Below are 12,827 nucleotides of genomic sequence, written 5' to 3'. Positions count from 1 at the left end.
AATAGCTGCGGCGGAAAGGGGAAGACGCAATGTAGGCTTTCTGCTTCTCTCGCCCTTTTCCGGATGGTTCTCAGCAGGTCGAAATCTGTTTCGAGCGCTTTTGCTGAGATGGAAATGTGGTGTGGAGCTTGCAAAAAGCCTACATGCGGGTTGCCGTCGGGCGTGCTATTCCTTTTTGGCGTCGATGGCTTGCGTGATGAGCGCCTCTAATTCTTCGCAAAGTTCGGGGTTGTCGTGCAACAACGTCTTCGTTGCGTCGCGTCCCTGTGCCAATTTAGAGTCTTTGTAGCTGTACCAGCTTCCGCTCTTTTTGATGATGTCGTATTCGACACCGAGGTCGAGGATTTCGCCCGTTTTGCTGATGCCTTCGCCGAAGGTCATCTCAAATTCGGCGCGGCGGAATGGGGGCGCCAGCTTGTTTTTGGCCACTTTCACCTTCGTGATGTAGCCCGTCACGGTGTCGCCATCCTTGACGGGTGAGCCTTTGCGGATGTCAAGACGCACGCTGCTGTAGAACTTCAGCGCGTTACCGCCCGTTGTGGTCTCCGGATTGCCAAAGCTGACTCCGATTTTCTCGCGCAGCTGGTTGAGGAAGATGCAGCAGGTGTTGGTTTTGCTCACCGTCGACGTGAGCTTTCGCAGCGCCTGACTCATGAGCCTTGCCTGCAATCCCACCACGTTTTCGCCCATGTCACCCTCGATTTCTTTCTTGGGGGTGAGGGCTGCCACCGAGTCGATGACGAGGATGTCGACGGCGCTCGAGCGTGTCAGTTCGTCGACAATCTGCAAGGCTTGCTCGCCGTTGTCGGGCTGGCTCACCCACAGGTTGTCGACGTCCACACCCAGTTTTGCGGCATAGGTGCTGTCGAAAGCGTGCTCGGCATCGATAAATGCGGCGATGCCACCTTTCTTTTGCACCTCTGCGATGGCGTGGAGCGCGAGGGTTGTTTTACCCGATGACTCGGGACCATAGATTTCTATAATTCGCCCGCGCGGATAGCCTCCGATGCCCAGGGCCACGTTGAGCGCGATGCTTCCGGTGGAAATCACCTCGACATCTTCAATCTGCTTGTCGCCCATGCGCATGATAGCTCCTTTTCCAAAGTCTTTTTCTATCTTCGACATGGCCGCCTGCAAGGCCTTTAGCTTGTCGTTCTGCGGGTTGCTTTCTGTTTCTTTTGCCATAAAAATATTTAATTTAATTGGTGATAAAATGGGTAGGCGTGGGGTGCTGTCGGCCTACACTTCTAAGTCGATGTCGAACTCCTCGTTCCAGGGCAAGCCGTGGATGTTGAGTTGTTCCATGAAGGGGTCGGGGTCGAATTCTTCTACGTTCCACACGCCGGGGCGCTTCCAGATGCCTTGCACAAACATCATGGCGCCAATCATGGCGGGCACACCCGTGGTGTAGCTCACGCCCTGCATGCCCGTTTCTTGGTAGGCATCTTGGTGCTTGCAGTTGTTGTAGACGTAGTAGGTGCGCTCTTTGCCGTCTTTTACGCCGCGAATGCGACAGCCGATGGAGGTTTCGCCATCGTAGTTTTCGCCCAGGTCTTGTGGGTTGGGCAGCACGGCTTTGAGGAATTGCAGCGGCACGATGTTCACCTTGGCCGTCTTCGTGGGGTCGTCGGTGAGTGGTGCTTCGTAGCTGATGGCGTCGATGCGTGCCATGCCAATCTGCTGAATGACGTCCAAATAGTTGAGGTATTGCTTTCCGAAGGTCATCCAGAAGCGTGCCTGTTTGATGGTGGGATAGTTTTTCACCAGCGACTCTAACTCCTCGTGGTGCATGAGATAGCTGTCGCGCGGGCCGATGTTGGGGTAGGTGATGTCGCGGTGAACGGCCAGCGGCTCGGTTTCAATCCATTGTCCATCCTTGTAATAAAGTCCTTTTTGTGTGATTTCACGAATGTTGATTTCGGGATTGAAGTTCGTCGCAAAGGCCTTGTGGTGGTTGCCTGCATTGCAATCGACGATGTCTAATTGGTGGATTTCGTCGAAGTAGTGTTTTGCGGCATAGGCCGTGTAGATGCCCGAAACGCCGGGGTCGAAGCCGCATCCTAAGATGGCGGTGAGGCCAGCCTGCTCGAACTTTTCTTTGTAGGCCCATTGCCAGGAATATTCAAAGTGGGCTTCGTCTTTGGGTTCGTAGTTGGCCGTGTCCAAGTAGCTGCATCCGCATGCTAAGCAAGCCTCCATGATGGTGAGGTCTTGATAGGGCAAAGCCAGGTTGACAACCAAGTCGGGCAGGTAGCTCCTGAACAAGGTTTTCAGCTGTTCCACGTCGTCGGCATCCACCTCGGCCGTTTTCATCGGCAGGGTGTATCCCTTGTCGTGAATGGCTTTCACGAGTCGGTCGCATTTCTCTTTGTGATGGCTGGCAATCATCAGTTCTGAGAACACATCCGTGTTTTGTGCCATTTTAAATGCTGCAACGGTAGCCACTCCGCCAGCACCAATCATCAAAATTCTGCTCATATCTTTTGGTTTATTTCTTCCGATTTTATGCCCAATGCGCTCATCAGCGAATAGCCCAACAGCTCTTGGCGAAAGTTTCCGCCCGGCATGGGCTCCATGGCAAACAGGGTGATGCGCTTTGTGTCGTCGTCGGCGTGTTGCAACAACTGGCGCAAGCGGTCATAAGCCGTTCCCGTTTCGCTGTCAGGAATAAGCATCACGCGCTTCACCTCGTCGTGGTGCAACAGCGTTTCCATCACCTCTTCGAAATATGTTTCTTTGCTGATGGTGTCGTCTGTGGCCACGCTCGTCACCGTGAATTCGCCCAAGTGAGCGTCGTTGAAAGCCTTTGCGTTGAGGGTGTGGCTGAAGTTTCCCGGTTCGAAATGCGCCATTTCCTCCCGTTGCTTGTCGTGAACCAGCACCACTTGCACATCGTTTTTCCCTTCGCGCACGCCACCATCCAAGGCCACGCAAACGGCCCATTGTGCAAAGTCGGCTTTGGGAAGGGCGCGGTTGAGCATGCGTTCAAAATTAACAATGAGATTAAAAGCTACAGAATCAACATAATCAGCATCGGCGATAATGATGTTTTCGCTCATAGCGATGTTGCCATTTTCCTGTGAATTCATGCCACAAAGTTAGTATTTTAATTTGAGATTATCATGGGTGGTAATATTTTTTTTACTACCTTTGCCCCGCTACAAATAGTAAACAATGTTAAACAAAAGATTTTAATAAAAGATGACATCTTTAACTATTGCGATTATCGTGGTCTTTGTCGTGGGCTATCTGTTTATAGCCCTTGAGAGTGTCACGAAAGTAAACAAGGCGGCCGTCGCTTTATTGATGTTTGTGGGCTGTTGGACGCTCTTCATGTGCAGCCCCGAGAGCTATCTTTCGGGCTTCAATGGTCACGACTTAGCCAATCAAGTGAGCACCATCATCGAGCACCATCTCGGCGGCACCAGCACCACGTTGTTCTTTCTTATGGGAGCCATGACGATTGTCGAGATTGTCGATCAGAACGGAGGTTTCAACTGGGTGCAGTCGCGTATCAGCACCAAGAGCAAGCGTTCGTTGTTGTGGAAAATAGCCTTTATGACCTTTTTCCTGTCGGCCATCCTCGACAACCTCACCACTTCCATCGTGATGGTTATGATTTTGCGCAAGTTGGTGTTTGACAAAAAAGACCGACTCATCTATGCTTCGTTGGTGATTATCGCTGCCAATTCGGGTGGTGCTTTTTCACCCATCGGCGATGTCACCACCATCATGCTGTGGAACAAGGGCTCCATCACAGCCTTAGGGGTTATCAGCGAGATTTTTGTTCCATCGCTCGTCTCACTCATCATCCCCACGCTCATCCTGCAATATCAGCTAAAGGGCGAGCTGGGGAGCGAGGAAGCCGCCGTTTATGATGTGCGTGCCGGCGAGATGCTCGAGTTCAACAGCTTGCAAAGAAAAGTTATTTTTGCCATCGGTGTGGGCGGATTAATGTTCGTTCCCGTGTTTAAATCCATCACTCATCTGCCACCGTTTGTCGGCATTTTATTCGTCTTAGGAATGCTTTGGACCATCACCGAAGTGTTCTATCGCCAGTTGCATCGCCATCATGCGGGCATGACTTTCCAAAAAAGAGTGACCAATTTGCTGAGCCGCATCGACATGAGCACCATCTTGTTCTTCCTCGGAATTCTCATGGCTGTGGCTTGTTTAGAGGAGATTGGCGTGCTCACTTCGCTTGGCGGAACACTCAACACCGCCTTCGATAACAACCATTATATGGTGACGGGCATCATCGGTGTGCTCTCAAGCATCGTCGACAACGTGCCTTTAGTAGCCGGATGTATGGGCATGTATCCCATCGCTCCTTCAGGTGACATGGCTGTTGACGGCATCTTTTGGCAACTCCTTGCCTACTGTGCCGGTGTGGGTGGCAGCATCTTAATCATCGGAAGTGCAGCCGGAGTGGTTGTCATGGGCTTGGAGAAAATCACCTTTGGCTGGTATATGAAGCGCATCACCTGGATTGCTTTCGTGGGCTATTTGGCCGGAATCGTGAGCTATTGGGTCATCCGCACCTTCATTATCACCACGCCCATTTAAACTTTTTGTTGAACAAAGGTAGGCCTTCGCGCCTTTCTCATCCTTATAAAAGGAGCAAATCCATGTCAGATTTGCTCCTTTTATAGTCTTTATATGCTTTGAAATCAACTCCGTTCTCCTGCTTGTTAACTAATTTGGATAAAAATACCATGGGATAAAAAAACAAATGATTAATCACTTGGTATTATCGTTTTGTTTTTCCAAATAAATCAGCGTGTGAACCTGTGTCCAACATGAGTAAAGTCAACTCTGTATTATTTTGTTCCCATATAAGCAACCAATCTGGTTGTATATGACACTCCCACTGTCCATTTCTGTTACCATGTAACAAATGTGGTTTAAAACTGGCAGGAACTTTACCATTGGCCACTAATTCTTTGATTACTTCTTTGAACTTATCCATTGGTAACCCGCGTTTCTTGCACCGCTTGAGGTCTTTTTCAAACTGGTGTGTAGTTCGTAATTTATAGGCCATCAGATGCCCAATTTGGTAAACAGCTCATCTGCATTGGCATATTCGTTGATGCGCCCTTGCTCTTTGTCTTCAAGTGCTTGTTCGTAGGCGGTGCGCTTCACTGTGGTCTTATGCACCGTCCATCCCATACGTTTGACGAGAGACTTCAATAACGAACTATCAGCTTTGGGTATCTCCAAAGAAAAAGTATCTGTCGCTGTATGATTGATATCCATAGTCTATCCTCCTGTTTAATTCGTTCTGATTGCAAATATAGTCCTTTGCTTTGAAATTTGCAAGAGAATAAAAGAAAAAGCACCAAATGATGGCTCAAATGGTGCTTGCGTTCGTTTGAATTATTCTTCTAACTATAATCACATTGGTCAGTTAGTGTATAAACGAACACCTGGAGAACAAAACTAACGATGCCAACGCGCGCTACCGCTGATAGACAACGTTAGCATGAATCTATGTTCTGCTCTTACGGCCTATTGCTTCTTTTTCAATAAGCTCGCTTGCCTATTCTATCTCTTTTTCTATCTCTTTGGGGTCTTTGAAACTTTTTACATAAGTTCCGTTGCGAAAATAATAGTAAAGCGCATAATTTACCTCTTTGAGGGTCAAACCTGTTAAGGCAAAATAAAAGGAGTCGATATATTTTCCCCTCCATTTTGTCTTACATTCCTTTGTATCTATCATCAGCATGGGGAATTCTTTGTTAACGGACTTAAATATGTCATCATAAATATTCGATATGACCAGTACGTCAATTCCCTTAGCCTTATATCGTTTGGTTAAGGCTGTTGGAGAAGTACAAAAAGGAGATTTACAAAACGGAGTATAATCATACACAATTACTTTCTTATGTGTTAGAACATATTCCTTTACCTGTTCTACGGTTACAGCATATACATTCGCGTAGTCGGATATACTATCGATGTTGCCTTTGTAATGGATAACCTTTGCTTGTTCTCTCTTTGACAAATGCGTATAACCTGATGTCAGTCCCGCAATCTGACAAGAAGTCAGGACGAAGCAAGTTAAAAGCGCATGTAAAATGTAGTTTCTCATCATTTTGTTTTAATTAAACACTAAAGTTTCCCACCCTAATAAATAGATAGAAAAAATAACAGTTTGTCGAATTTTCTTTGTAAATTAGTAATCGCTAAAGAACTGATTTTAAAGACAAGACAACAAAACTATTATGGAAACAAAAATAGAGAAAATAAGTGAGTTATCCAAACTTTTGAGTGTTAAAACTCGAATGAGTGATGATTTATTTCCTTAATTTCGCAGCATAAATTCTTGTGAGAACTCCAAGTGCCTGAGAAACAAAGTTCTTAAAGCACTTGGATATGTCAGAAATTTCACCTATCTTGGTGCTGCAAACATAACAAGTAAGCAAAAATCTGACATGACAAAGATAGCAATTAAAAACGAGAATATCACTTCTTTCGGTGGAATTTACATCATTTCTTTGTGGTTTTTCATACTTCCCCATTGGTTTGGGTGGGGGATTTCATGTCTATGCAAGAACCAAGAATCCTAGAAAATCCCCATATCAATGGATAAATCCCAAAAGACATCTCAATATATAAAATTTCCTCACAAGAAAAAATGCTGCGGAATTAAGGCCTTATACGATGCGTTTATTTACCGAGCTATCTCTTCTTTATTATTTTCCTTAACTTTGCAGGAAAGGCTATACCTTCTGAATCTTTTATTTTAGTTCCATTCACCTTCATTGAAGTTACAACACAGCTCACAGAAGGACCAAACATTCCCCAATGTTCTCTATCTTCCCTTGTCTCTCTCCGGATATCTGATATGTCGTAAACAATAGAGTCATCTAAAACTAAATAAAAATCATTTATATAATATAGTTCATTTCTCTCTATTTCGCAAGTTATATAAGTAGAATCAAGTTCGTCTGTGAAGATATTTATAACCGGAATAGAATCTTTTTGACCAATAAAAGATTTTCTACCAGAAATATAGAGCATTCCTTTTTGGGGAATACTTTTATGTTCCCATTTATCTATGTATATATAACTAAGCGTATCATATATACTACATTTTGATGGCGAACACGATACTAATAAGAATATTACAAGTAAAGTAAATAATAAAATTTTCATGTTTTATGTTTTTGTTTTTTTGGAGGGGGTGTTTGTCAATATAAGTTACTTTTAAAGTAAGACATATTCTTTATTAATAATCTTCTCTTTATAGAGAAGGCACAGAAGTTGATTCCACATTCTTTATTTCTACATAACTCTTATCTCTTTTTAGTTTTTATAAAATTATGAGAGAAAGCTAGCTCTCCGGCTTTTGTTGTGTCATTAGAAGTATGTCCATTCACATTTACTGACGAAACGATACAATATTCCATTGGTCCTCCTATACCTCCCCATTGTCTTCCATCTTTAACCCATGATAGTTTAAATTGTGAGATATTGAAAATTAATGTATCATCTAATATAATACTAATATCATATTGATAATTTAATTTTTCTTTATCCGGTATGCAAAGTAGAGAAGTAGAGTCATCATACCCCCTCCTTATATTATCTATCTGTAAAGAATCTATAATTTTAGAGTAATCGGAGTTGAGTTTATAAGTGTAAACCATGCAATGCTTGGGCATTTTCCTGCTATCCCAATGTGTAATTTTAATAACAGAAATAGCCCTACCATAATTGCATTTATCTTCTTTACATGCTGATAAACTTAGTATAATAAGGTAAATCAAAACTCTTTTTATCGCGGCAAACATATTTTTCACGTTATTTGCAAATAATCTCCAAGAATGACAGAACGCAGCTCTTTCCATTGCTCCTGCATTTCTTCCGGATTATCTATACCCATAATCTCTCCTTTTTCATCGATAATAGGAATCAACCAGTCATAACGATAGACCGTTCGACGAAAGAAATCGGACGCTTTCTTCATTTCCTTTTCCAAGCTTAGTGATACATCACGTAAGTCTATTCTGTATGCAACTGTCGGCATAGGGAATGAAGTATTGTTCCTCTCTTCCTTGTACAACTCTTCGAGCTCGAACAACAGAGTATTACGGGATTCTGTGAGTTGTCCGTTACGATTGGTCGTCTTTTTATTGGTTTCTATGTAGTATAGCATAATTCTTTAAGAGACAAACTATTTCTGTTTCTTTTCTTTCTGCTCTTTCAATTTCTTTTCAAAGTAATCTTCAATATCAGTTCTTTTACCATTTATATTTTCCATAATAATTGTACCATCAATCCCATCAATACTATATATTACCGGGAAGCCTTCTTTCGAAATAAAGCGGAGCATATAATGCGGTGTTGGTGTAGGACTTCTACTTATTAATGTCCACGACCCTTTCTCTCTTTTAAGTAAGTCCACATCATATTTATCTTTGATAAATTTTACCACATCTTCTATTGTATATTTATAAGGAGCATCCATATCACGTATCTCTGTCAATTTTCCTTGTATATCATAAGATCTTATTTCACCTATAAACATATCATATAAGGTAGTGGCTGTTCCCATAACAGTAAGCTCTTTCTTATAATAAGTTGTACCGTATTCAAAAGCACTACTATCGGGATAAATGACCCTTTTATACATATTCCCCAAATCAGATAATACGACAGTATAATCATCATGATGGTATTCATAAAAACCATCTTTTTGATTTCTATCAAATAATTCCTTATCAAACTTGTCGCCAACAGGTGGTGACCATAAGCCTATACTCATATTATAAATTAAGCTAATTAATAAAACCTTAATCATCATATCTCTTAGTGAAAATGTAGAATCAATCAATTATATTCTTAACTTTCGGTTGACAATTTTCCATTGCCATGCCCATGTGAATGTCTTGAAAGGCTCATTCGTATATTTTCTATAATCCATTATATTATCTGTCATATGCTTTTGAAATTGGTGTTTACTTTGTTTATCGAAAGGATGATATAAGCCGCAAGCATGTAGAGTCTCATGAATTAATATTGATTTACAAAAATAGTAACTCTATTTCTTTTCCTTTTGCTCTTTCAATTTCTTTTCAAAGTAATCCCTGATTATTGTTTCCTTACCATTGACATTTTCCCAAATAATTGTTCCATCGATACCATCTATACTATATACAACAGGAAGACCTTCTTTTGTATGGAAACGAAGCATATAATGCGGTGTAGGTGTAGGACTTCTACTAATTAGCGTCCATGACCATCCTTTCTCCCTTTTAAGCAAGTCTACATCATATTTATCCTTGATAAACTTTACCACATCTTCTATTGTATATTTATAAGGAGCATCTTCGTCACTAATTTCCAGTAGTTTACCCTGTGGGTCATAATATCTTATCTTTCCTATATACATATCATAGAGTCTGGTTGCTGTACTTTTAACCGTTAATTCTTTCTTATAATAGTTTGTGTAATACTTAATAGCACAACTATCAAGAGTAATAGCTTTACCATATACATTACCTAAATCGGATAATAAAACAGTGTAATTATCATGATGGTATTCGTAAAAACCATCTTTTTGATTTCTATCAAATAATTCCTTATCAAACTTGTCGCCAACAGGTGGTGACCATAAACCTATACTCATATTATAAATTAAGCTAATTAATAAAACCTTAATCATCATATCTCTTACCTTAATTCCGCAGCATAAAATCTTTTAAGAACTCCAAGTGCCTGGGAAACAAAGTTCTCAAAACACTTGGATATGTCAGAATTTTCACCTATCTTGGTGCTGCAAACATAACAAGTAAGCAAAAATCTGACATGACAAAGATAGCAATTAAAATCGAGAATATCACTTCTTTCGGTGGAATTTACATCATTCCTTTGTGGCTTTTCATACTTCCCCATTGGTTTGGGTGGGGGATTTCATGTCTATGCAAGAACCAGAATAAATATTATAGATTTCTTCATTTGATAATCTTATCATCTTTAATACATTTATTTTACCTCCACGGGTAGTTTCTTATGAGCAATTTTCCATTTTGTATATCGTCCATAGAAATAGAATCCAAATCGGATACTATCTTTTTGTAGAAAAGTCTTTATAAATTGTGAGGATGTTTGTTTTAATTCTTGAATACTTTTCCAATGTATAGTATCTTTATTGGCTTCTATATGGATAGATTTAATCTGTTCATGAATTAGTGCTTGTGCTTCTTTGGTTAAGTTACCATAATATACATATGACACAAATTCATGCTCTTTTCTTGTTATATCTTGCAAAGAATTTTCTCTTGTGGGAAGGACAAGATTATTGTTGTTATCTTTTGCCCACAACTCAACACCACCCCGCCAATCTCCATTTCTTGTATATTTACTATTGTAATAGTAGTCACAACTACATCTATCAACATGTATTTCCCAAAAAGAACTTTGAGAAATTAAGAATGTTAAAGGAAAGACTATATACTCAATAGAATCTTTTGATGAGTCAAGTCCTATAATAATAGGATAGTTAGATTCAACTTGAGTAATGGTTACATTATCAATACTTGTATTACAAGAAAATATAGTAAAGCTAATAATTAAAAATATAATTTTTCTCATTGTGATGTTATTTAAAATTTAAAAAGAATGTTTCAACAATATATATATCAATATCACGATTTATATCTTTCTGGATTCTATATAGTATGCTAAATTTTTGAAAGAGTATTATACTTTAATTTATTACCTTAATTCCGCAGCATAAATCCTTGTGAGAACTCCAAGTGCCTGGGAAACAATATCCTCAAAACACTTGGATATGTCAGAAATTTCACCTATCTTGGTGCTGCAAACATAAAAAATAGACAAAATCTGACATGACAAAGGTAGCAATTAAAAACGAGAATATCACTTCTTTCGGTGGAATTTACATCATTTCTTTGTGGCTTTTCATACTTCCCCATTGGTTTGGGGGGGATTTCATGTCTATGCAAGAACCAAGAATCCTAGAAAATCCCTATATCAATGGATAAATCCCCAAAATGTCACTTCAATATATAAAAGTACCTCACAAGGAATAATGCTGCGGAATTGAGGATTCATATAAATGCTATTGTCGATGTTTTCCCGCCTCTTTTTTGATGTTGGCGAAAGGATGTCATAAAACCAGCCCTATTGCACAACAATCTCTATCATTTTGCCTGATAAAGTGGACTGCATTCTTCACCAATATGGCCTTGTTTACGCCGTCATGGCGAACATCTGATGAGAAGTGTGAAGAAATATTGTTGCGGAAAGGGGCGTTGCAGAGGCCTTGAAAGCTGCAAAAAGTATGCGGATTGACACAAAAATGTGCTCTTATATGCAATTATCTTCGTCAAAAAGCACCTGAAATTATGATTTTTTACTATATTTGCAGCACTAAAAATGGCGGAGATACATTATGAAAAATCAGAAGATATATGAGCCAGAAGATAAGATGATTGATATCATCCGTGATAATTGTGACATCTTACAGAGCCTTGGTGGCTTTGGCATTAGTTTGGGTTTCGGCGATAAAACCGTGCAAGAGGTGTGCGAAAGCGAGGACGTTGACACCTATACGTTCTTGGCTATTGTCAATCTTGCCATTAATGGTTATTATCGAAAGGACGAGGCCGAGAACATCTCTGTGCCCACTTTGCTCAAATATCTCAAGGCCTCGCATGCCTATTACATTGAGTTTCAGTTGCCCTTCATGCGCAAAGAGCTGGCCGAAGCGTTGGACGAAAACGACAGCTTGGCACAGTTTATTTTGAAGCTTTACGACGAGAATGCGCATGAAATCATTAAGCACATGCGCTATGAAGAGAAGACCGTGTTCCCCTATGTAGAGCAGTTGTTGAAGGGGGTAGTGATGAACAATTACGATGTCAACACCTTTTCGCAGCACCATCGCCAGGTGGAGCAGCGTCTTTCCGAACTGAAGAGCATCATTATTAAATATCTGCCGTCGGACGAATTGCACAACAACCTGCTCACTGCCACGCTCTATGACATCTACAACAGTGAGGCCTGGCTCAATCAACACTCGGATGTCGAAGACAAAATCTTTATGCCTGCCATTCGACAGTTGGAGAAAAACCTCAGTCAACAAGGTGTTTCGCTGAACATTGCCAATATGCTCAACCCCACAATGCCTGCTGAAGAGAAGCTGAGCGACCGCGAAAGAGAAATCATTATTGGTATCGTGAAAGGCTTGAGCAATAAAGAAATTGCCGACGAGCTCTGCATTTCGGTGAACACGGTGATTACGCACCGCCGCAATATCGCACGGAAATTGCAAATCCATTCGCCTGCCGGACTCACCATTTATGCGATTGTCAACCATTTGGTCGACATCTCAAACGTAAAGCTATAAACGCGTTTTTCCTTTTGTTCGACAAGCAGGACAAATGCCTTTCACGATGAGTTGCACTTGTTGAACAAGATAATCGGCCGGCAAGGTGAGCGTGGGTAAGGGCGTTTCGCGCAGGCAAAAAGTGCGGTGACACTGCTCACAAAAGAAATGAACATGCGCATCTTCGTCGTTGTCGGCATGCTTTGCATGGCAAAGCTCATATTTCACACTGCCCGTTCCATCGTCTAATGCGTGCACAAGATGGTGTGCATAGAAAAGATTGAGTGTGCGCGAGATGCTCGATTTGTCTATGGATTGAATTTGTTGCTCTATCTCTTTCATCGAAAGGGGCGACGCAGCGTTCGCTAACGTGGCCGCAATGAGCAATCGGTTGGCTGTCGGGCGAATGTCGTGGGCAGCTAAAAGCGCGGTGAAAGCTTGATGGTTCATATGAAAAACACCATTTAAA

General features: G+C 41.4%; 15 protein-coding genes and 1 pseudogene. 3 read left to right on the top strand and 13 right to left on the bottom strand.

From position 1 onward, the window contains the following. Nucleotides 1-165: 165 nt before the first annotated feature. The 3 genes from recA to HMPREF9431_RS05950 are packed head-to-tail and all read right to left on the bottom strand — an operon-like array spanning nucleotide 166 to nucleotide 3,089. Complete coding sequence (gene recA, locus HMPREF9431_RS05960; RefSeq protein ID WP_004380280.1) at nucleotides 166-1,185, bottom strand: recombinase RecA; 1,020 nt, start codon at nucleotides 1,183-1,185, stop codon at nucleotides 166-168. Between the two features lie 54 nt (nucleotides 1,186-1,239). Next, nucleotides 1,240-2,478, bottom strand: coding sequence for a saccharopine dehydrogenase family protein (locus HMPREF9431_RS05955; protein WP_004380279.1), 1,239 nt, complete (start codon nucleotides 2,476-2,478; stop codon nucleotides 1,240-1,242). Further along, a complete protein-coding gene (locus HMPREF9431_RS05950; protein ID WP_004380278.1) occupies nucleotides 2,475-3,089 on the bottom strand; it encodes a DUF6621 family protein in 615 nt (204 codons plus the stop codon). Before HMPREF9431_RS05950 ends, HMPREF9431_RS05955 begins: the two co-directional genes overlap by 4 nt. Before the next feature lie 112 nt (nucleotides 3,090-3,201). On the opposite strand from HMPREF9431_RS05950, the gene nhaD reads away from it, so the two are divergent. Then, on the top strand, nucleotides 3,202-4,566 hold the full coding sequence (nhaD, locus tag HMPREF9431_RS05945) for a sodium:proton antiporter NhaD (protein WP_004380277.1): 1,365 nt from the start codon (nucleotides 3,202-3,204) through the stop codon (nucleotides 4,564-4,566). Between the two features lie 184 nt (nucleotides 4,567-4,750). On the opposite strand, the gene HMPREF9431_RS05940 is transcribed toward nhaD, so the two are convergent. Then, nucleotides 4,751-5,041, bottom strand: a complete 291-nt coding sequence (locus HMPREF9431_RS05940) for a type II toxin-antitoxin system YafQ family toxin (RefSeq protein ID WP_004380276.1) — start codon at nucleotides 5,039-5,041, stop codon at nucleotides 4,751-4,753. Then, nucleotides 5,041-5,256, bottom strand: coding sequence for a hypothetical protein (locus tag HMPREF9431_RS05935; RefSeq protein WP_004380275.1), 216 nt, complete (start codon nucleotides 5,254-5,256; stop codon nucleotides 5,041-5,043). Before HMPREF9431_RS05935 ends, HMPREF9431_RS05940 begins: the two co-directional genes overlap by 1 nt. 155 nt (nucleotides 5,257-5,411) lie before the next feature. On the opposite strand from HMPREF9431_RS05935, the pseudogene HMPREF9431_RS13770 reads away from it, so the two are divergent. Next, nucleotides 5,412-5,530 (top strand): annotated as a pseudogene (locus HMPREF9431_RS13770) (IS982 family transposase); the annotation flags it as partial. A gap of 9 nt (nucleotides 5,531-5,539) precedes the next feature. Here the strand turns inward: HMPREF9431_RS13770 and HMPREF9431_RS05930 are convergent. From HMPREF9431_RS05930 to HMPREF9431_RS05900, 7 genes are all read right to left on the bottom strand, one after another. Further along, complete coding sequence (locus HMPREF9431_RS05930; RefSeq protein ID WP_004380274.1) at nucleotides 5,540-6,091, bottom strand: hypothetical protein; 552 nt, start codon at nucleotides 6,089-6,091, stop codon at nucleotides 5,540-5,542. 590 nt (nucleotides 6,092-6,681) lie between these two features. After that, on the bottom strand, nucleotides 6,682-7,158 hold the full coding sequence (locus HMPREF9431_RS05925) for a hypothetical protein (protein WP_004380273.1): 477 nt from the start codon (nucleotides 7,156-7,158) through the stop codon (nucleotides 6,682-6,684). A 140-nt stretch (nucleotides 7,159-7,298) separates the two neighbouring features. Beyond that, nucleotides 7,299-7,796: a hypothetical protein gene (locus HMPREF9431_RS05920; protein WP_050795622.1), complete on the bottom strand. Its 498-nt coding sequence runs from the start codon at nucleotides 7,794-7,796 to the stop codon at nucleotides 7,299-7,301. Between the two features lie 5 nt (nucleotides 7,797-7,801). After that, nucleotides 7,802-7,972: a hypothetical protein gene (locus tag HMPREF9431_RS12920; protein WP_155812959.1), complete on the bottom strand. Its 171-nt coding sequence runs from the start codon at nucleotides 7,970-7,972 to the stop codon at nucleotides 7,802-7,804. 207 nt (nucleotides 7,973-8,179) lie between these two features. Next, nucleotides 8,180-8,809 carry a hypothetical protein gene (locus tag HMPREF9431_RS05910; protein ID WP_004380270.1) on the bottom strand — a complete coding sequence of 210 codons (630 nt, stop codon included), beginning with the start codon at nucleotides 8,807-8,809 and terminating at the stop codon, nucleotides 8,180-8,182. 237 nt (nucleotides 8,810-9,046) lie between these two features. Next, nucleotides 9,047-9,673 carry a hypothetical protein gene (locus HMPREF9431_RS05905; protein ID WP_050795621.1) on the bottom strand — a complete coding sequence of 209 codons (627 nt, stop codon included), beginning with the start codon at nucleotides 9,671-9,673 and terminating at the stop codon, nucleotides 9,047-9,049. 317 nt (nucleotides 9,674-9,990) lie between these two features. Next, on the bottom strand, nucleotides 9,991-10,599 hold the full coding sequence (locus tag HMPREF9431_RS05900; protein WP_004380267.1) for a hypothetical protein: 609 nt from the start codon (nucleotides 10,597-10,599) through the stop codon (nucleotides 9,991-9,993). An 823-nt stretch (nucleotides 10,600-11,422) separates the two neighbouring features. Between HMPREF9431_RS05900 and HMPREF9431_RS05895 the strand changes: the two genes are divergently transcribed. After that, a complete protein-coding gene (locus tag HMPREF9431_RS05895) occupies nucleotides 11,423-12,379 on the top strand; it encodes a LuxR C-terminal-related transcriptional regulator (RefSeq protein ID WP_004380265.1) in 957 nt (318 codons plus the stop codon). On the opposite strand, the gene HMPREF9431_RS05890 is transcribed toward HMPREF9431_RS05895, so the two are convergent. Beyond that, a complete protein-coding gene (locus HMPREF9431_RS05890) occupies nucleotides 12,374-12,808 on the bottom strand; it encodes a Fur family transcriptional regulator (protein ID WP_004380264.1) in 435 nt (144 codons plus the stop codon). The two genes, HMPREF9431_RS05895 and HMPREF9431_RS05890, sit on opposite strands and share 6 nt — an antisense overlap. Nucleotides 12,809-12,827: the final 19 nt, after the last annotated feature.

The organism is Segatella oulorum F0390, from assembly GCF_000224615.1.
GTDB classification, from domain to species: domain Bacteria; phylum Bacteroidota; class Bacteroidia; order Bacteroidales; family Bacteroidaceae; genus Prevotella; species Prevotella oulorum.
Note: the sequence above shows the minus strand (reverse complement) of the source record. Positions and strands in the feature narration are given on the sequence as shown.

Excerpts from the sequence above, each read along its gene's own strand:
- HMPREF9431_RS05920 (WP_050795622.1), bottom strand. The coding sequence starts at position 7,796 with ATGTTTGCCGCGATAAAAAGAGTTTTGATTTACCTTATTATACTAAGT.
- HMPREF9431_RS05930 (WP_004380274.1), bottom strand. The coding sequence starts at position 6,091 with ATGAGAAACTACATTTTACATGCGCTTTTAACTTGCTTCGTCCTGACT.
- HMPREF9431_RS05940 (WP_004380276.1), bottom strand. The coding sequence starts at position 5,041 with ATGGCCTATAAATTACGAACTACACACCAGTTTGAAAAAGACCTCAAG.
- HMPREF9431_RS05890 (WP_004380264.1), bottom strand. The coding sequence starts at position 12,808 with ATGAACCATCAAGCTTTCACCGCGCTTTTAGCTGCCCACGACATTCGC.
- HMPREF9431_RS05950 (WP_004380278.1), bottom strand. The coding sequence starts at position 3,089 with ATGAATTCACAGGAAAATGGCAACATCGCTATGAGCGAAAACATCATT.
- HMPREF9431_RS12920 (WP_155812959.1), bottom strand. The coding sequence starts at position 7,972 with ATGAAGAAAGCGTCCGATTTCTTTCGTCGAACGGTCTATCGTTATGAC.
- recA (WP_004380280.1), bottom strand. The coding sequence starts at position 1,185 with ATGGCAAAAGAAACAGAAAGCAACCCGCAGAACGACAAGCTAAAGGCC.
- HMPREF9431_RS05900 (WP_004380267.1), bottom strand. The coding sequence starts at position 10,599 with ATGAGAAAAATTATATTTTTAATTATTAGCTTTACTATATTTTCTTGT.
- HMPREF9431_RS05895 (WP_004380265.1), top strand. The coding sequence starts at position 11,423 with ATGAAAAATCAGAAGATATATGAGCCAGAAGATAAGATGATTGATATC.
- HMPREF9431_RS05955 (WP_004380279.1), bottom strand. The coding sequence starts at position 2,478 with ATGAGCAGAATTTTGATGATTGGTGCTGGCGGAGTGGCTACCGTTGCA.
- HMPREF9431_RS05935 (WP_004380275.1), bottom strand. The coding sequence starts at position 5,256 with ATGGATATCAATCATACAGCGACAGATACTTTTTCTTTGGAGATACCC.
- HMPREF9431_RS05905 (WP_050795621.1), bottom strand. The coding sequence starts at position 9,673 with ATGATGATTAAGGTTTTATTAATTAGCTTAATTTATAATATGAGTATA.
- nhaD (WP_004380277.1), top strand. The coding sequence starts at position 3,202 with ATGACATCTTTAACTATTGCGATTATCGTGGTCTTTGTCGTGGGCTAT.
- HMPREF9431_RS05910 (WP_004380270.1), bottom strand. The coding sequence starts at position 8,809 with ATGATGATTAAGGTTTTATTAATTAGCTTAATTTATAATATGAGTATA.
- HMPREF9431_RS05925 (WP_004380273.1), bottom strand. The coding sequence starts at position 7,158 with ATGAAAATTTTATTATTTACTTTACTTGTAATATTCTTATTAGTATCG.